Source organism: Thalassospira xiamenensis M-5 = DSM 17429 (assembly GCF_000300235.2).
In the GTDB taxonomy this organism is placed as follows: domain Bacteria; phylum Pseudomonadota; class Alphaproteobacteria; order Rhodospirillales; family Thalassospiraceae; genus Thalassospira; species Thalassospira xiamenensis.
The window spans coordinates 653,433-671,503 of the sequence record NZ_CP004388.1 but is presented as its reverse complement, the minus strand read 5'-3'; the positions used below and the strand labels follow the sequence as shown (position 1 = coordinate 671,503).

The following is an 18,071-nucleotide window of genomic DNA, read 5'->3' as shown; positions in this document are numbered from 1 at the left end:
ATTTCAATGATTGCAAGTTTATTTAGGCAGACATCTGGCATACCGCCATGCGAAAAATGCAGATATTACGATCTTGAATTCGCCATGTTTTATCCCGATTACGTCCACACTGTCCGGTATAGTTCCGGACATCTTAAATTAACGGGACCTGATTGATGACGACTTCTGTGGAACGCAGACGATTTCTGAAATCCATGGCCGCTGCCGGGCTGATCCTGCCGGGCATGTCGATGGTCAATGGTGCCTCGGCCGCGAACGAAAAACTTGATCTTGGCGAACCGCAAAGCTTCAGCTTTGACGCCCTGATCAAACGCGCCGAAGCCATGGCAAAATCGCCTTACGAGCCGCCTGTCGCCCCCGATCCCGAAATTGTCGGCAAGATCGATTACGACATTCATGGCAAGCTGCATTACAAGCGCGAATTTTCGCCATACGCCGATGGTTCGGGCACCTATCCGCTGACCTTCTTCCATCTGGGCATGTATTTTGCCAAACCGGTGCATATGTATCTGGTGGATGGCGGCAAATCGCGCGAAGTGGTTTATACGCCGGACTATTTCGACATGCCCGAAGACAGCATCGCGCGCAAGCTTTCGGAAAACAGCGGCTTTGCCGGGTTCCGTCTGCATGAAAATGTCGAACGTGATGACTGGAAAACCCAGGACTGGGCAGCGTTTCTTGGCGCGTCCTATTTCCGTGCGATTGGCGATGAAGGCCAATATGGCCTGTCTGCGCGCGGTATTGTCGTCAATACGGCAACGTCCCAGCCCGAAGAATTCCCCGATTTCCGCGAATTTTATATCGAGCCCGCGAAATCGGCCAATGCCCCGGTCACGGTCTATGCCCTGCTGGATGGCCCCAGCATCACGGGTGCCTACCGGTTCTATCTGACGCGCGGCGAAGGTGTGACGATGGATGTTGAAAAACACCTGTTCCTGCGCAAGGATATCGAACGCCTTGGCATCGCACCGCTGACCAGCATGTTCTGGTATTCCGAACAGAACAAATCGTTCCGCTTTGACTGGCGTCCCGAAGTCCATGACAGCGACGGGCTGGAGCTTTGGACCGGGAACGGCGAACGCATCTGGCGTCAGTTGAACAATCCGGAAATCATCCGCACATCAGCATTCGGTGACAAAAACCCGCGTGGTTTTGGCCTGATGCAGCGTGACCGCGAAGTCAGCCATTATCTTGACGGTGTGCGTTATCACCGCCGCCCCAGCCTGTGGGTCGAACCGCTTGGCGCGTGGGAAGACGGGGCCGTGCAGCTTGTCGAAATCCCGACCGACGATGAAATTCATGACAATATCGGTGCCTTCTGGGTGCCGAATGCTCCGGCCAAGGCGGGCAATAGCTATCAGTTCCGTTATCGCCTGTATTGGCAGGCACAGAATCCGTTCCCGATGGACAAGCTTGCCCATGCGACCGCCACCCGTATGGGCCGCGGCGGCAATCCCGGCACGGTCCGCCCGAAGGACGAATTGAAATTCTCAGTCGAATTCGAGGGGGAAATCCTTGGAACCCTGGCCTATGGCGAGTTCCCCGAGATTGTCGTTTCAACCTCGCGCGGGGAAATTGTCCGCACCAAGATCGAACCGATCATGGATACCCGCATCTGGCGTGCGGCGTTTGACCTTAAAGTCGAGGGCAACGAGCCGGTTGATTTACGGATGTATCTGAAACGCGGTGATGCTCCGCTTAGCGAAACCTGGATGTATCAGCATTTGCCGGGACTTCGGGGGCAGACCAGAGAATAGATCAAAGGCCCGCCAAATTGGCGGGCCTTTCCTTTTGGTCTTGGAACTTAGCGCAGCGACCCAAAGAAATCCTTCAAAAGCTTGCCCGCCTCGACCTCGCCAATCCCGCCATAGACTTCGGGGCGGTGATGGCAGCTTGTGCTTTCGAACACGCGCGGACCGTGATCGATGCCACCGCTTTTGGGATCATAGGCCCCGAAATAAACCCGCCGCAGGCGGGCAAATGAAATGGCGGCGGCACACATCGGGCAAGGTTCCAGCGTGACATACAGATCGCAATTGGGCAGACGCGGTTCGCCCTTGGCCCCCGCAGCGGCACGGATCACAAGGATTTCGGCATGGGCTGTCGGATCATTGAGTTCCTCGGTCAGGTTGCCGGCACGTGCCAGCACCTCGCCACTGTCGGCATCGACCAGAACCGCACCAACCGGCACCTCACCGCGCCTTGCGGCGGCGCGCGCCTCATCTAGCGCCATATCCATAAAGCTGTCTGCGCTCATGATCTGTTTTCCATCCCGGAAAAGCAATTGCCCCCAACAGGCACATTGCGGGTTTGATTTGTTTTGTTTTTTATCGGGCGTTAAGCATATGAGATTGCAATCTGTGCAAGGATCGGTCAAGCGGTGATAAGATCGCGACCGATTGCACATATGCGTGAATTGCCGTTGCCCTTCTAACGCACCGGGGTTAGTTTCCGGCCAAATTCATGGCATCGCCAGCAAACATAGCGACCAACTGCCACCACCAACGGGATTTGACAGATCATGAGTGCCAGAAAACCGATCATCGGCATTACCCTTGATTCCGAGGAACCCGGTGGCTATTCCAAATTTCCGTGGTATGCGCTGCGTGAAAACTATGCCGGTGCGGTCACGGCGGCGGGGGGCATTCCGATGCCCCTACCCCACGAGGTGGAACTGGTTCCCGATCTTCTGGATCTGATTGACGGGCTTGTGGTTACTGGCGGTGCGTTTGATGTCGATCCCAGCCTATTCGGGGCCGAAGAACGCCATGACACGGTGATCACCAAAGACCGCCGCACCAAGTTTGAATGGGCGATGGCCGAAGGTGCGCTTAAACGCAACATGCCGGTTCTGGGCATTTGCGGCGGGCAGCAATTGTTGAACGTGATCCTTGGCGGGTCATTGATCCAGCATATCCCAGACAGTGTTGAAAATTGCCTGGCGCATGAACAACCCAACCCGCGCAACGAGCCGGGGCATGATGTGACCGTCGAAGCCGATACCCTGCTTTCGCGCATTGTCGGCGATGTCAAAAGCCTGTCGGTCAATTCCGCGCATCATCAGGCCGTGGATAAGGTTGGCCCCGACGTGATCATCAATTCCCTTGCCCCTGACGGTGTGATCGAGGGGATTGAACATCCGGGATATCGTTATTGTCTCGGGGTGCAGTGGCATCCCGAATTTCATATCAGTTCGGGCGATGCGAAAATCTTCGACGCCCTGATTTCCGAGGCCCGCAAATGAGCGACCAGACCCCGAGCCCGACCGAAGATACCGAAGAAAGCAAACCCGAACGCATTGCCAAACGCATTGCCCGTTCCGGTGTTTGTTCGCGTCGCGACGCCGAACGCATGATCGAGGAAGGTCTGGTGAAGCTGAATGGCAAGGTGCTTGATAGCCCGGCCGTGACCGTCACCGACGAAGACGAAATTTACGTCAATGGCAAACCCTTGCCGCAAAAGGAAAAGCCGCGTCTGTGGCGTCTGTTTAAAAAACGCGGGCTGGTCACCAGCCACCGCGACGAGCAGGGCCGCGATACGGTTTTCGAACATCTGCCAAGCTATATGCCGCGCGTGATTTCGGTCGGGCGTCTTGATCTGAATTCCGAAGGTCTTTTGCTGCTGACCAATGATGGCGAGCTTGCCCGTTATCTTGAACTGCCCGCCACCGGCTGGGCACGCCGGTATCGGGTGCGCGTGCATGGCCGGATTGACGAGGCCAAACTCAAACAGCTTGAAGACGGTGTCACGGTTGATGGGATCAATTACGGGTCGATTCAGGCCGAAGTTGACGTTCAGAAAGACAGCAATGCCTGGATGACGGTGACCCTTCGCGAAGGCAAAAACCGTGAAATCCGCCGCGTGATGGAACATCTTGGCTGGCCGGTAACCCGTTTGATGCGCGTGTCCTATGGCCCGTTCCAGTTGGGCAATCTGGCACCTGGCGATTGCGAGGAAATCACCGGCAAGGTAATGAAAGAACAGCTGGCCGCGTTCTTCAAGGGTGATTACAGCAAGGTTTCCGAAAAGAAATCGGTCGCGCGCGGCGGCACCGGCCGTCCCAAGGCACCGCGTACCGTGTTTGGCAAACCCGCCGCCCCCCGCCGCCGCCAGCAGGGCGGCAACCCAAACGCCAGCACCGATGACACCCGGACCGAGAACAGCTTTGAAAACCGGACACGTCCGGGTAATCGCGCCAAACCGGCCGTCGCACGCGGAGAAGTATCGCGTAGCGGCCCTGCGCGGGAAAACCGCGAAGATCGCAATGACCGCAATGATCGTAATGATCGCGGCGCTCGAAACGACCGGGATAATCGTTTTGATGATCGCGACAATACAAACCGCCCAGCCAACAAAGGCCGCGGGCGTTATGCGCCCGGTGGCAAAGCCGGTGGTGAACGTAACAACGATGGCGGCAAATCGTTTGGTGGGGGTCGCGGCAAGCCGTCTGGCAATACCGGTGGCAACAACCGCGGCAGCATTGCCGATGGCAAACCCGGCAACCGCCCGGCGGGACGCAGCGGATCGAAACCGGCGGGCAATCGTCCGCGCGGCAAAAAGGGTTAAGGCAGAATGCGGATTGTTGGCGGAAGTCTTCGCGGGCGGCTTTTGACCGCCCCCACTGGGCGCGATACACGCCCGACACTGGATCGCGTTCGCGAAGCCCTGTTTAACATCCTGACACATGCATCGCGCTGGTACGAGGACGACCAGAACCCGCTTTATGACGGGCTTATTCTGGATGCCTATGCCGGTTCCGGGGCGCTCGGCCTTGAAGCCATCTCACGCGGTGCGCAAAAGGCGGTTTTCTTTGACCTTGATCGCGGTGCACTGGCCGCCATCGAACAGAATATCGCCGATCTGAAACTGGGTGATAAAACCCGCGTTCAACGTGCCGACGCGACCAAACCGCCACGCGCGCCCGAACCGGCCAGCATGGTGTTTCTTGATCCGCCCTATCAGAAGGACTTGCTTGGCCCCAGTATTACGGGACTGGCAAATGCCGGTTGGATCAATGATGAAACGCTGATCATTGCCGAACGCGATCCGCGCGAACCGGCACCGGAAGTCGACGGCCTTGAAACCCTTGATAGCCGCAAATATGGCCGCTGCCAGATCGATATCTATCGCCTTGGCGCTGCGTCCTGAACCTTTATTGATTTCCCGGCTGTGTTATTGTGGGCTGCCTTTCGAAATGTCAGGCGATTTTAAGCAATGAAGTTACTGACCCCGACAGCACCCGATCCTGAATTTGGTCGCCGCCTGCGCCAATGGCGCCGCGAAAGCGAGATAAAACAGGCACGCCTTGCCGATATTGTCGGCGTGACACAGGCAACCGTATCGCGCTGGGAAAAGGGTTTGCAAAACCCCGCTCCGCTTCAGATCGACCTTTTGCATCAGATGATGACGCGCAACCGCAATTTCCGATTGGATCAGGCGATCAAACGGCTGGTGATCCATTCGCGGCAACGTGTTCATCTGATCGAGGATCGCAGCCATCGTTTGCTGTGCGCATCGGGACCGCGCGAAAAGGAATGGCAACGGGATTCTGGTGATCTTCTTGGCACATCGCTTTGGCGCTTTGCCACGCCGGAAATCGCACAGGCGGAAAAACGCCTGCATCATATGGGCTGGCACGAAGATCAGGCCGATCACCTGAGTTTCGCAACATCCGGGCGCAACGGCCCGCCGATGCCGATTGTCGATAAATTCATCCTGTGGGAACGTTTTTTCCTGTCCGATGGTACCGCCGTTCGTCTGACGACCGGCTTTGACCACCCACCTGCATAGCCGTTTCGCGCATATTTCATACGTGGATCGTTGCAACGGGTTTCAGCTAAAAGAAATCCGTTCTTCTGGTTTGCCCCGACCAGACAGTTTGCTGACGTAACGGATTGCCCCCTCATGCCACCGATTTTTGCAATTTTTGTTCTGTATGGCCTTGGATTGACTGCCTCGATGCAGGTTGGTCTGGTGGGGCCGATTGCCCCCGATCTTCGTGCCGGTTTTGATCTGAGCCAGGCGCAGTTCGGTCTTGTCGCATCGCTGATCACGGCGGCAGGGGCCCTTTTTGCGATTCCCGCAGGCGTCTGGGCCGCACAGGCCGGGTTACGCCGTTCGCTGTTTCTGGGCGGCATCATGATGATCATCGGGGCCGCAATCTTTGCAACAGCATCAAACACCGGAATGCTTTATGTCGGGCGCCTTGTCACCAGTATCGGATATCTTCTGATTGTGGTGGGCGCGCCAAGCTGGATGGCCAATCTGGGCAATCCGAAAACCGTCGCCATGGCCATGAGCATCTGGGGCACCTTTATCCCGGTCGGCATTGCCATGGGGAACTGGACCAGTGCCGCGATTGTCGCATGGCTTGACTGGCGCATGGCGGTTGTTGCCTGCACCGTCCCGGTTGCCGTTCTTCTGCCTGCCCTGATGTTGCTGACCAAACCGAGCGACCAGCATTTCAACCGGTCCCTGACATCGGGTATTTCCGGCGTCCTGAAATCCCGTCCGGCGATGCAGGTTGCGCTGACATTCGCGGCCTTTGCCGGGGCAACGTCCGCCGCCCTTGCGTTCATGCCCGCCATGATGGCCGATAATCTTTCAATCAGCATTCCTGTGGCTGCCGCCATCATCGGCACCACCGCGATTGCCGGAAACATTATCGGAAGCGTCGGTGCCGGGATGTTTCTGGGCCGCGATGTCCCGGGCCGCCGGATCCTTGCCATCGGCCTTCCGGTGATGGCAGCCGCCATCTTCGCCCTGTTTGTCAGTCAGAACATCGTGATCAGCATCTTGGCATTAATCCTGTTCAATATCGGGCAGGGATCGGTTGCCGGGACATGTTTTGCCCTTTTGCCGCGCATTGCCGGTCGCGATCTTTCGATGCCCGCCCTTCAGGGGATGCTGGCCCAGTTTGCCGAGATTTTCGTTGTGATTGTTCCACCGGTCGCCGGTGCGATGATCGACTGGGCAAGCTGGAAGGGGGCGGCATTTCTGCTGGCCGGATTTTACCTTGCGGGATTTGTCATTTCGCTTCGATACCGCCCGGTCCGCATCGTAACCGCGGATTAGTCCGACTATACAATGCGCTGTCTTGACCTATCCCGCAAAGCAGGCGACCCTCTTTGCCTGACAAAAGCAGAGGGCAAATAACGCCCGGCGCAAGGGAAACGGAATGACCTGGATTAAAGCCACCTTTATCGGCATGATATTGCTTGGCATTCTTGTGATTTCCGCGTTCTTTATCTGGCTGGCACCGGTCGGCGCGGGCTATACGGCCAAAATCATGTGTTCGGCCATTTTTGTGAATGGCCTGCCATCGAACCGGGCACTTGAAGAAGATGTTCTGGCCGATAACAATCCTGCTTTGTCGCTGATTACCGCCAATGTCGATTTGCGTCATCAGACGGTCAGCGCGCATGCATTCGGTTTTCGCAAACGGATTGCTGTTTATCGGCCCAATCTGGGCTGCACACTTTCCGATGATCCGGCACGCATAGAACAGCTTCGCACGACAAGCCCGTTACTTCGCCCGATCCCGACCCAGCCGCTTCGAACGGCATCCGTGCCCGGCAATATCGACCGGCGCGCCTTTAGCACCATTCTTGCAGACGCCATGGACGAACCCGGCACCAATGCCTCGCGGCGCAGCCGGGCTATTGTTGTTTTGCACCGGGGCAAGGTCATTGCCGAACGTTATGCGCCGGGCATCACCGCCAGCACCCCCCTGCCCGGCTGGTCAATGACCAAAAGCGTCTTCAATGCCCTGCTTGGCCGCATGCAGCAGGAACATATGCTCCCCGGCGTTGACGGCCCGGTCCTGATCAATGAATGGCAATCACAGCTTAACGATCCGCGTTCGGTTATCACCTATGACCAATTGCTGCATATGAGCAGCGGGCTGGCATTTGATGAAAGCTACTGGAACCCGTTATCGGACGTGGTTCAGATGCTGTTTGTCGAACCGGCAGCCGCCGGATTTGCTGTTGCCCGCCCGCTTGAACATAGTCCAGGCACCGTCTTTGCCTATAATTCCGGGGCGACAAACATTCTGTCGGCTGCGATGCGCAATATCAGTGGCTCGTCCCAAAGCTATCAGCGTATTCCGTTTGATTTGCTGTTCCGGCCGCTTGGCATTGGCAATGCCGTCATTGAAACAGATCAGGACGGTTATTTCATCGGGTCGAGCTTCATGCATGCCACCGCGCGCGATTGGGCCAAGATTGGCCAATTGTTCCTGCAGGATGGCATCTGGAACGATGAACGCCTGCTGCCGGCAGGTTGGGTCGATTATTCCATCACCCCGGCCCCCGCCGCACCAAACGGCATCTATGGCGCACATTGGTGGCTTGAACTTCCGGGGGCACGCGACAGCGATGGAAATCTGCGTGACGATGGGCCGCCTGTTCCGGATGACGCGTTCTTTGCCCTTGGTCATGACGGACAATCGATCAGCATCATTCCATCAAAGGAACTGGTGATCGTGCGTCTGGGACTGACGCGCGACAGAGATGCCTTTGATCTGCGTCGCTTTGTCGGATCGATTGCGGCCCTGTTTCCCGATATTGTCGCCCGCAACGGGGATACGACCGTAGAAGTCGAAAGTGCCCGTCAGGTCGCGGAATAAGGGATCCGTGGATCTAAATTTCGGATCAGGCAATTGCCCCGGCGAAACCCAGAACACCCATCACTGCCCCGCCGGCCCCCCCTGCCAGAACAAGCGCCCAGACCGGTATTACGCGCCATTGCAAAACGACAAACGCAAGGGCGACAATAACCACGTCCTTTACGTCATGGATGGTTCCCGTCCAGATCGGGTCATATAAAACCGATGCCAGCAAACCGACAACCGCCGCATTGATCCCGGCCAGTCCGGCGCGCATTTTGGGCATATGCCGCACGCGATCCCAGAACGGCAACAATCCGATCACCAGCAGAAACGCGGGCAGGAAAATCGCGATCAGGGCCACAGAAGCGCCCCAAATTCCCCCGGCACCATTTTGCAACACAGCCCCCAGATAGGCCGCAAACGTAAAGATCGGCCCCGGCACGGCTTGGGTTGCACCGTAACCGGCAAGAAACACATCCAGATCGACCCATCCGGGGGCAACCACGGCTTCCTGCAACAGCGGCAGCACCACATGCCCGCCGCCGAAAACCAATGCGCCGCTGCGATAAATCCCGTCAAACACCGCAAGCCAGGGCGATGGGACAATATTGGCCAATAAAGGCAACCCGATCAGCAACAGAACAAACAGGCCCAAGGCACATATGGCCCCCTTCGGCGATAGGCCTGCACCAAGGCTTCCCTCTACCTTTCCATGATCACCGCGCAGAAACACAAAACCGGCGATGGCGCCGCCAATGATCACGATTGCCTGCATGCCAACACTGTTGATCGCGATCATCAACGCCGCCGCAATCAGCGCCAGTATGGCGCGCGGGACATCGGGGCATAAGCTGCGTGCCATCCCGACAAGCGCATGCGCCACCACACCAACCGCAACCAGCTTAAGCCCCCAGATCACCGGCCCGGTCGCCGCCAGATCAGCCGCCGAAAGGCCAAGCCCGAGTGCGGCCAGAACGATTGCCGATGGCATGGTAAAACCGAGCCATGCGGCAAAGGCACCGGCAAGCCCGCCCAGCGACATGCCGATCCCCATGCCGACCTGCGAACTGGCCGGACCGGGTGCGAATTGGCAAAGTGCAACCAGATCGCCATAGGTTGCATCCGAAAGCCACCTGCGGCGCAGAACGAATTCTTCGCGGAAATAGCCGATATGGGCGACCGGCCCGCCAAAGCTGGTTAACCCCAGACGCAGAAAAATCAGGAAAATCTGCCAAAGGCGTAAATCGGGCTTGGCCAGGTTTTGGTCGGTCATGCTTTCCCCGTGCTCAGATCAATGCGGTCCCGATGGAACAAAGCGCGAAGGATAATGGATGCAACCGCAGGGCCAAAGCCCAAAGCAGCCGGTTTTGCCGACTTCATCAAACCATCACAAAACGCCCGACCAAGACATTGAAAAACATACCATTCTTTCCGCGCAGAGCTTTGATTGGGAACTTTTTCCGGCTTTCTGAAAGAAAGTTCTTGATTTGTTCTTTTCGTTGTGGCATAAAGATAAAGTCAACAGGACAAATGGGTCCGGAGACAAAACCCGCAAAGCGTGATTCGCTTTTGCGGGTTTTTTTGCGTTTCGGGCGGCAAAAACAGGAATGAGACGATGACAGGGCAGCCATCTGACGGGATGAAATGGCGGGTGCGGTATCGCCAAAGGGACGTTCATGGCGCATGGAAAAGTCATTATGGCGGCGGTGCGTCCAGGCCGTGAGGCCGTCGGATATTTGCGAAAAACGGGTGTTTATCATGACGGGAGAAATGTGCCCTTGGGGCAAGGGCGTTTGTTCGGGGCAGCAAGAGCCGGGGCCAAGTTGGTTCAGTCCGGTCGGTGAAGCGTGACAATGCCGAGAATCAGCGGGCCCGAATTGCGCCCGGATTGGATCGGCACGGGATCGGCACGGGATCGGCTGGTGGGGATCGGCAGGCAGGATCGGTTGTCAGCGGGCTGGTGGTGCGTTCGGAGGTGCCGAAAGGGCGGTCATCGATGGCGGGATTTGTGTGTCTGCCATGCGGCAACGTGTGGCCCTTGGGGTGAGGTGCGTTTGCGGCGTCAACCGAGGGCGGCGGGTGCTTGTTCAGGGCAGCGGGGGCCGTCCGGGGTGCGGTTGGTGGCGGTTGGCAATGCCGGGGGCAACGGGCTTGGCTTGGCGGGATTGGATCGGTTTGCCCGGAGCGACTGGCGGGATCGGTTGCCAGCGGGCCGATGGTGCGTTCGGAGATGCCGAAAGGCCGGTGATCAATGGCGGGATTTGTGTGTCTGCCATGCCGCAACGCCGTTGCCCTTGGGGTGAGGTGTGTTTTGGGGCAACCGGGAGCGAGCAGCGTTTGTTCGAGGCAGCAGGGTTCGGTTCGCGGCCCCTCTGGTTGGTGGCGTTTGGCGATTGATCAAAACTGTCATTCCGGGCGCAGCGAAGCGCAGACCCGGAATCCATGCCCCGTTGAAAGAGACTGGATTCCTGCCGTCGCGGGAATGACGATCAGGTTGATAATGCTTTGTCAGCGGTCCGGGGTTGGTTGGCTGGCGGGATTGGTTGGCGATTGATCAAATCGTCATTCGGGGCGCAGAGCCGGAATCCACATCCCATCGAAACGGCATGGCGATCAGGTTGGGAGTGTGGTGTCAGCGGTCTGAAACGCCCGCCGCCGTGAGGCAACGGGCGTTCTCGTGAATGTCAGGATAACCTAGCGGAAGGCAGGCTCGTCAAGGGAACGCAGTTTGCGCGAATGCAGCTGGTTGACCTCGTTTCGCAGGGTATCGATGGTATCAAGACCGACCTGAAGGTGTTGCCCGATACGCTGGCGATAGAAGTTGTTGGCCATGCCCGGCAGTTTCAGTTCGCCGTGTACCGGTTTATCGGAAACGCACAGCAACGTGCCGTAAGGCACACGGAAACGGAAACCGTTGGCGGCAATCGTGGCGCTTTCCATATCCACCGCAATCGCCCGCGACTGGTTCAGGCGGACAAACAATTCGCTGTAACGCAGTTCCCAGTTCCGGTTATCCGTGGTCGCCACGGTCCCGGTCCGCATGCGGGCCTTCATTTCGCGCCCTTTAAGACCGGTGATCTTGGCCACCGAATTGGCAAGGGCGACCTGCACCTCTGCAATCGGGGGCACCGGAATCCAGAGCGGCAAATCGGAGTCGAGCACATGATCATCGCGCACATAACCATGAGCCAGAACATAATCGCCAAGAAGCTGGCTGCGCCGAAGACCGGCACAATGGCCCAGCATCAACCAGCAATGCGGGCGCAGAACGGCAATATGGTCGGTTGCGGTTTTGGCATTTGACGGACCAACGCCGATATTCACCAACGTCACCCCAAGCCCATCTTCACGGATCAGGTGATAGGACGGCATCTGCGGCAATTGTGCGACCGGTTCGCCGCTTTCGACCCAGCCATTTGGCGCGTTTTTGCGAACATGGACTTTCGGGCCTGGTTCGACAAAGGCGACATAGGGGCTTTGGGGATCTTCAAGCTGGAGCTTGGCGAATTCGATGAATTCGTCGACATAGCGCTGATAGTTGGTGAACAGCACGAATTTCTGGAAATGTTCCGGCAGTGTCGCGGTATAGTGCCGCAAACGCGCCAGCGAGTAGTCAACACGTTCGCCGGAAAACAGCGACAAGGGCTTTGGCCCTTCGGTAATGCCGTAATGCACACCATTGGCGATATCATCATCGGTGCGCGCCAGATCGGGCATGTCAAAGATCATCTGAAGCTGTCGGATGTCGGTCGGGCCGATATTGTCGGTTGCGGTTTCAACAAGAAACGGCAATGGGATCGGGCGATCCGACACACCAACGACGACCGGCACATCGTGGTTTTTCAGCAGAAGTTCGATCTGTTCACGGTAATATTGTTCAAACAGGTCCGGGCGCGTCAGAGTCGTGCCATAAATGCCGGGGTCACGCGGCGCACCATAGGACAGGGTGCTTTCGACATGCAATTTCTCGGGCGGCACCTCGATCCCGAGATACGGGTAATAGGCGCGCACAGGCGTGGATTGCTCGCCGTTTCCAAACCGGATAAATGCGTCGCGAACGGACTCTGCACCCGTCGTATAAATTTCCTTGATACGGGCAATTGCCTTTTCGGCGTCAGTAAATTCAAACAGATCGCGGACCGATCCGTGGACGTCGGATACCATAACAGGTTGCTCCTTTTTCTTATTGTTGTATTGAGCGAGAGATTTATCACCGCTAGCCTTGCCTCTGGCAACCCCCAATTCATGCATGGCCGAGCATCAAAACGGCGGATCCGTTACGCAAAGTTGGGATACCGATTGTGCCGGAGGCGCATAAAGCCGGGCCACACGGAAACATGCCAGACATATATGTCGGGATTATTTTCAAAAAATCCAAATGACAGTTTTGATGCATGGCTCATAACCATGACGCGAAATTCATCCCCGCACGGGGATGGAAAGCATCGATTCGCGGCCTCATCGCTGGCAGGGCAGCATCAAGACAAAAAAAGGGCCGAAACCAAGAGGTTCCGGCCGATTTCGGAGAAGGGCCTTAGACGTTGAGGGAAAAGACGATCAACTCCGATGCATACTTTATCTGACCGTTGGTCAACAAAGTCAATAAATTTTCGCTTCAATGCACTATTGCATTTAACGCATCACTCATGCAGGAGACCGGCACCTGAAGCCAGAGACTTCAATTTTTTAAGACGACGGTAACGCAGGAGATCAACTGTCTTTCCGTCACTTAAATGATCTTTTTCGAAATCACGGACAATTCCTGCGGCGCGCGGATCCGATTGGACAAGATCTTCGATATCGCCCTTGTCTTCATCGTCAATGGATCCGTGCACGTAACTTACGATGTCGTCCTTGCCGTAAACAGCAAGCACATGGGTCATCAGGCTGCCTCCCCCACGAACCGCGATGCGTGTTCCCGGGCTTCGATACGGCCGACGGAAGAACGCAGCTTCCGGCGTGCGCGACCTACACGGGATTTGACCGTGCCAATCTCGACATTCATCTGGTCGGCGGCGTCCTGATAGGAAACTTCATCAACAGCCGTCAAAAGGATCGCCTGACGTTCCTGTTCAGGAAGTTCACCAAGGATACGATCGGCGTCACGCAACTGCAAACGGGCCATCTGGTTGCTGCCATGTCCATAGACATCGCCCAGATCATCCCAGTCGACATGATGCCCGCGGGTTTTCTCCCGACGTTTGCCAGAAATGAATGTGTTGAAAAGGATCCGGTGCAACCAGGCTTTAAGGCTGGTGCCTTCTTCAAACTGATCTTTTTTGCTGATGGCTTTCAGCAAGGTGTCCTGCACGAGATCCTGTGCACGGTCCATGCTGCTGGTCAGCCGATAAGCATGGCGACGCAGAGCGGGAACGTGATCTTCAATTTCGTTCATAACTTGATCAGACATCACAACCTCCGTTTTTGGATGTCCCCACCGTAACAAAAGAAAATATTATTTAAAGTAAAATCGTATGGTTCACTTAGGCAATACAATGAACCTGCTTCAAATCATTAACAACAACAACAAGCTCAACAAACATAACCACATCAATATGATCATTATACGCAGATAACATTTAATCATTACTTTACATTACTTGATCAGGTTGCGTTGACTGGTTCAGTTCAGGAACCTGGTTGTAATATGTAGAAAACGGAGGTAACGTAAGTTACTCCAAAATTTCTGAACACGTTGCGTATCAATGGTTTCAGACGCACCCTAGAACGTCTGAACTTAATGAGGGCCCACGAGTGTCAACCTCGAAACGAACTGAAAAGCTTCAGATTATGCTCGACGACGATGAGCTGAAGTTCATCGACGATTGGCGATTTGAGCATCGTATGCCAACCCGGGCAGCAGCCATTCGTGAACTGATTCGCCGCGGCTTGGTCTCCGAGGATGTCGAAGATCCGGAAACCGAAGGGAAAACCACCACCGATTTCCGGATTGAAGCGGAATAGTCCGAAGAGATTTTTTTTCAATATCTCTGAAAAAAGCCCGGCAAATAGCCGGGCTTTGTTATTTCTATCTCGATTTTGCGTGTTTTCGGATTAAACCGAATCACCTTTCTCGGCCTTTTCAAGCCTGTCAGGTTTCTTGCCCTCGAAAAGACGGGCGATCCCGACACCGAAACCAAGAACCAGCAACCACAAACCATAGTAGCGCAAGGCACGCGATATCCCGATGGCGACAAGAAACAGCCAGAAAGGATATGTCGTCGCCCCGGCCGCCAGAGCGGCAAGCTGCATGGGTATCGGCGCGATACTGATTGCAAAGACAACCCAGAACCCGCCTTCTTCGAATTGCTGTTCGACCTTCTGGAATTCCTGCTGCCCGCCAGCTGTTTCAATGATCGGCTGGATAAGCTCGCCCGACAGGCCGTAGGCAATCAAATACAGGAAAACCGCACCGGCAACGCTGCCAAGCAATGTAACGGTCGCAACAATCACACCTCGTCTGCGCGATGCTGCCATGATTGGCGCAATCAGGATTTCAATCGGAATGGGAATAATCGTGGTCTCAAGAAATGACGCCACCGCAATGCCGCCAAGTCCTTTACGACCGGCTGCCAGTTTTTCCAGACGCTGCTGCCAGACACGCCACCATCCGACAAGACCTTTATTGTTTTGGTTTTGGCTTTTGTCTTCTTTTTCCATAGATGCCTCTGACTGAACATCGTCAAACGTAAAGCGGCCCGCCCTTCACGTTAAAGGGCGGGCCGCGGACACCCGGAACACCACATCACCGAGTCAAGGTTGTGATGTCTTATTCGGTGGCATGATCATCCGAGAGCGCCTTCTCAGCATTGTTGAGAGCCTCAAGGGTTTTGGCCTTCATGGTTTCCCAGGTATCAGCCGATGCATCCTTGGTTTCTTCATACGCCTCGTTCAGATTTTCACTGGCGCCGTCCCAAGCTTCTGCAAGTTCATCCACAGCGTCTTTGCTTTCGTCGCTGACATTTGCGGATACTTCGTCGTATTTCTCGCCAAGCTGATTGGATTTTTCTTCAACCCAGGCAAGAAATTCGTTCTTTTCTTCATAGGTGAAATCTTTGGCATCTTCATAGCCGGCCTCGGCCTTATCAGCCATTTTGTTGGCGTCCGATTTCATCGCGTCATCGGTTGCCATCGTGCCTGTCTGATCCGAGCTTTTCGACGCATCTGCATAAGCCGGTGCAGTCACGGCAACAGACATCATAATAGTACCAGCCATAAGAACAGTTTTATTAAGCATCACAACCTCCTGGTTATTAAACAACAGCGCTTTTTCTTTCGCACTGCTTGCCCATTCAAACGGGCGATCCAAAAGAATGTTCCAATTATTCCGATTTTATTTTCTGGAACCTTTGCTTTCGGGTGACGTTTTTGGGGCATGCGTTCGGGATATGCCCGGCCGCCAATAACGGGGTCGGGGTCAGAGCGACAGAACGTTATAAAGAAATACAGGAGTTAAAAATGGCACACAGCAGTATGCAGAGCGTTGCGAAAGAATTTCCGGTCAAAACCGGCGTCGACCGCAAAGACCGTCGCGAACTGGCCAAGATGCTGACCAAGATCATTGGCTCGTCGCACGTACTGTATGCCAAAATTCGCGGGGTTCACTGGAACGTGGTTGGTCCGGCTTTCTATTCGCTGCATAAAATGACCGAAGAGCAATATGAGGACCTGAACGAAGCGATTGACGATATGGCAGAACGCATTCGTGCAATCGGCTTCCAGGCCCCCACCGGCCTTGCGGAAATGATGGAACATTCCGTGGTCAAGGATCAGACCAAGCTTCTTCCGGCCAATGACATGGTCAAGGAACTGGTCGAAGACCACGATAGCGTATCGCGCCTGTTGCGTGATGGCGTGGCAGAGGCCGAAGCGGCAGAGGACGTCAAGACGGCCGACCTTCTGACGGAACGCATTGGCGTTCACGAAGAAGCGGCATGGATGCTTCGCGCAACCATTTCCTAAATCACACATTGTAAAACCGGCGCCAGATTGGCGCCGGTTTTGTGTCTCAATCTTGCCGTTCTGTTTGAGCATGGTAAACAGGCAGCAAGTCCCGCACCCGTTTTGGAGGCATCAAGGTGAAATCGACCGAGTTGACAGGCAAGGTTTGCATCCTTCTGACACGCCACAAGGTGCCCGACGCATGGCGGGACAATGGTGCAGAACCATTGCGGGCCATTTTCGAGGATGCCGGTTATCGGGCCGAACTGGAACTGTGTGACGATCCCGTCGCCATGAATGACTTCATCAGCGCGTCCTGCGAACGGGGCGATATTGTCGTGATCGGCGGCGGTGATGGCACGATCAATGCGGTTATCGATACCGTGATCGAGGCGGGCGTGGTGATGGTTCCCCTGCCGCTTGGCACGGCAAACGATTTTGCCCGCAGCCTGTATATTCCCGACGATATCCTTCAGGCCGCGCGCGCGGCAATCAATGGCCAGATTGCCATGCTTGATATCGGGCGGGTCAACGGCAAGAGCTTTGTGAATGCGGCCAGTATCGGCGTCCCCGCCGATGCCAGAAAACGCATTGATCCCGATCTGAAACGCTGGACCGGAGCCATCAGCTATGCGGTGGCGAACTGGCAAAGCTGGAACGACATGAAGCCACTGGAACTGAGTGTGACCTGTGGCGACAATCCGGCAAGAAATCTGAAACTGCGCCAGCTGACGGTTACCAATGGCCAGTATTTTGGCGGTGGTTTGCGTCCGCGCGAAAACAAACGCCTTGATGACGGCAAACTTCACATGTTTGCCATTCAGGCCAATGTCGACACATTGTCGGGCATGGATATTGCGGCTGAATTGCTGTTTGGCTCGGTTGATGACAGCTCATATGCGATCAGTCAGGAATGCGACGACATCCGCCTTGAAGGTGGCGAAGGTGAGCCTATTCTGGCCGACGGCGAAATCATAAGCCAGTTGCCTGCGCACTTCACCCTGGAGGCCAAGGTTCTTCCGGTTTTCGCCCCCAACGCCTTTCACGGCGAGACGGACCGCACGGCATCGTTTCAGGATCAGGAAATCGTCAATGACGTTGCGCTCGACGCGCTTGACCTTTCTTTGCGGCTATCGGCCATCTACCCCATGGCCACAGACAACAAGATGAAGGCGATCTGCCACGATACCGCCAATCGCCTGCGCGATATCAATCGCCGTCTTGAACTGGCCCTTCGGCCCTATGGCCTGCCGACATCGTCCCCCGATCCGGATTTGCACAGTCTGGAACAGTTACGTGACCGGGCAATGTCATGGATGCTGCCCGATGCCGATATGCGCCTTGCGCGGGGTTTGAAAAACCAGTCCGTAGAACTCGGAAAGACACTTGATCTATGTGCTCTTGACGATATTCCGGGCGACATATCCGCGCCCCTTAAGGATATGAAGGAGCTTATCGGTGATTTGCAGCAAAGTCTGGATGAATTCCAGGCATAGAAAAGGCGGGATTTTCCCCGCCT

General features: G+C 55.7%; 18 protein-coding genes. 10 read left to right on the top strand and 8 right to left on the bottom strand.

Annotated features, from left to right (window positions below):
- Nucleotides 1-155 precede the first annotated feature (155 nt).
- Nucleotides 156-1,757, top strand: coding sequence for an OpgD/OpgG family glucan biosynthesis protein (locus TH3_RS03035; protein ID WP_007091238.1), 1,602 nt, complete (start codon nucleotides 156-158; stop codon nucleotides 1,755-1,757).
- Nucleotides 1,758-1,804: 47 nt separating this feature from the next.
- Here the strand turns inward: TH3_RS03035 and TH3_RS03030 are convergent, their stop codons facing one another.
- Entirely contained in the window at nucleotides 1,805-2,257 is a 453-nt protein-coding gene (locus TH3_RS03030; RefSeq protein ID WP_007091239.1) for a nucleoside deaminase, read from the bottom strand.
- A gap of 264 nt (nucleotides 2,258-2,521) precedes the next feature.
- Between TH3_RS03030 and TH3_RS03025 the strand changes: the two genes are divergently transcribed.
- From TH3_RS03025 to TH3_RS03000, 6 genes are all read left to right on the top strand, one after another.
- Complete coding sequence (locus tag TH3_RS03025) at nucleotides 2,522-3,244, top strand: gamma-glutamyl-gamma-aminobutyrate hydrolase family protein (protein ID WP_007091240.1); 723 nt, start codon at nucleotides 2,522-2,524, stop codon at nucleotides 3,242-3,244.
- Complete coding sequence (locus TH3_RS23500) at nucleotides 3,241-4,566, top strand: pseudouridine synthase (protein ID WP_076519496.1); 1,326 nt, start codon at nucleotides 3,241-3,243, stop codon at nucleotides 4,564-4,566. The genes TH3_RS03025 and TH3_RS23500 overlap by 4 nt, the downstream gene beginning before the upstream one ends.
- 6 nt (nucleotides 4,567-4,572) lie before the next feature.
- Nucleotides 4,573-5,148, top strand: a complete 576-nt coding sequence (rsmD, locus tag TH3_RS03015) for a 16S rRNA (guanine(966)-N(2))-methyltransferase RsmD (protein ID WP_007091241.1) — start codon at nucleotides 4,573-4,575, stop codon at nucleotides 5,146-5,148.
- Between the two features lie 66 nt (nucleotides 5,149-5,214).
- Nucleotides 5,215-5,790, top strand: a complete 576-nt coding sequence (locus tag TH3_RS03010) for a helix-turn-helix transcriptional regulator (protein ID WP_007091242.1) — start codon at nucleotides 5,215-5,217, stop codon at nucleotides 5,788-5,790.
- Nucleotides 5,791-5,904: 114 nt separating this feature from the next.
- Nucleotides 5,905-7,074: an MFS transporter gene (locus TH3_RS03005; protein WP_007091243.1), complete on the top strand. Its 1,170-nt coding sequence runs from the start codon at nucleotides 5,905-5,907 to the stop codon at nucleotides 7,072-7,074.
- Nucleotides 7,075-7,177: 103 nt separating this feature from the next.
- The gene (locus TH3_RS03000; RefSeq protein ID WP_007091244.1) at nucleotides 7,178-8,629 is read left to right on the top strand and encodes a serine hydrolase domain-containing protein; all 1,452 of its coding nucleotides are present in this window, start codon (nucleotides 7,178-7,180) and stop codon (nucleotides 8,627-8,629) included.
- A gap of 25 nt (nucleotides 8,630-8,654) precedes the next feature.
- Here TH3_RS03000 and chrA read toward each other — a convergent pair whose 3' ends face one another.
- The 5 genes from chrA to TH3_RS02970 form a co-directional block, all read right to left on the bottom strand.
- The gene (chrA, locus tag TH3_RS02995; RefSeq protein WP_007091245.1) at nucleotides 8,655-9,884 is read right to left on the bottom strand and encodes a chromate efflux transporter; all 1,230 of its coding nucleotides are present in this window, start codon (nucleotides 9,882-9,884) and stop codon (nucleotides 8,655-8,657) included.
- 106 nt (nucleotides 9,885-9,990) lie between these two features.
- Nucleotides 9,991-10,371, bottom strand: a complete 381-nt coding sequence (locus TH3_RS02990; protein WP_007091246.1) for a hypothetical protein — start codon at nucleotides 10,369-10,371, stop codon at nucleotides 9,991-9,993.
- A 934-nt stretch (nucleotides 10,372-11,305) separates the two neighbouring features.
- Complete coding sequence (locus TH3_RS02980; protein WP_007091248.1) at nucleotides 11,306-12,775, bottom strand: AMP nucleosidase; 1,470 nt, start codon at nucleotides 12,773-12,775, stop codon at nucleotides 11,306-11,308.
- A gap of 476 nt (nucleotides 12,776-13,251) precedes the next feature.
- On the bottom strand, nucleotides 13,252-13,494 hold the full coding sequence (locus TH3_RS02975) for a hypothetical protein (protein ID WP_007091249.1): 243 nt from the start codon (nucleotides 13,492-13,494) through the stop codon (nucleotides 13,252-13,254).
- Nucleotides 13,494-14,021, bottom strand: a complete 528-nt coding sequence (locus TH3_RS02970) for a sigma-70 family RNA polymerase sigma factor (protein ID WP_007091250.1) — start codon at nucleotides 14,019-14,021, stop codon at nucleotides 13,494-13,496. The genes TH3_RS02975 and TH3_RS02970 overlap by 1 nt, the downstream gene beginning before the upstream one ends.
- A 380-nt stretch (nucleotides 14,022-14,401) precedes the next feature.
- On the opposite strand from TH3_RS02970, the gene TH3_RS23010 reads away from it, so the two are divergent.
- A complete protein-coding gene (locus TH3_RS23010) occupies nucleotides 14,402-14,575 on the top strand; it encodes a hypothetical protein (protein WP_007091251.1) in 174 nt (57 codons plus the stop codon).
- A 90-nt stretch (nucleotides 14,576-14,665) separates the two neighbouring features.
- Here the strand turns inward: TH3_RS23010 and TH3_RS02965 are convergent, their stop codons facing one another.
- Both TH3_RS02965 and TH3_RS02960 read right to left on the bottom strand, forming a co-directional pair.
- Nucleotides 14,666-15,271, bottom strand: a complete 606-nt coding sequence (locus TH3_RS02965; RefSeq protein ID WP_007091252.1) for a YqaA family protein — start codon at nucleotides 15,269-15,271, stop codon at nucleotides 14,666-14,668.
- 109 nt (nucleotides 15,272-15,380) lie between these two features.
- Nucleotides 15,381-15,920 (bottom strand): hypothetical protein, encoded by a 540-nt coding sequence (locus TH3_RS02960; RefSeq protein ID WP_007091253.1) that lies wholly within the window; start codon nucleotides 15,918-15,920, stop codon nucleotides 15,381-15,383.
- Nucleotides 15,921-16,069: 149 nt separating this feature from the next.
- Between TH3_RS02960 and TH3_RS02955 the strand changes: the two genes are divergently transcribed.
- Nucleotides 16,070-16,573, top strand: coding sequence for a Dps family protein (locus TH3_RS02955; protein WP_007091254.1), 504 nt, complete (start codon nucleotides 16,070-16,072; stop codon nucleotides 16,571-16,573).
- A 116-nt stretch (nucleotides 16,574-16,689) separates the two neighbouring features.
- Nucleotides 16,690-18,048, top strand: coding sequence for a diacylglycerol/lipid kinase family protein (locus TH3_RS02950; RefSeq protein ID WP_007091255.1), 1,359 nt, complete (start codon nucleotides 16,690-16,692; stop codon nucleotides 18,046-18,048).
- Nucleotides 18,049-18,071: the final 23 nt, after the last annotated feature.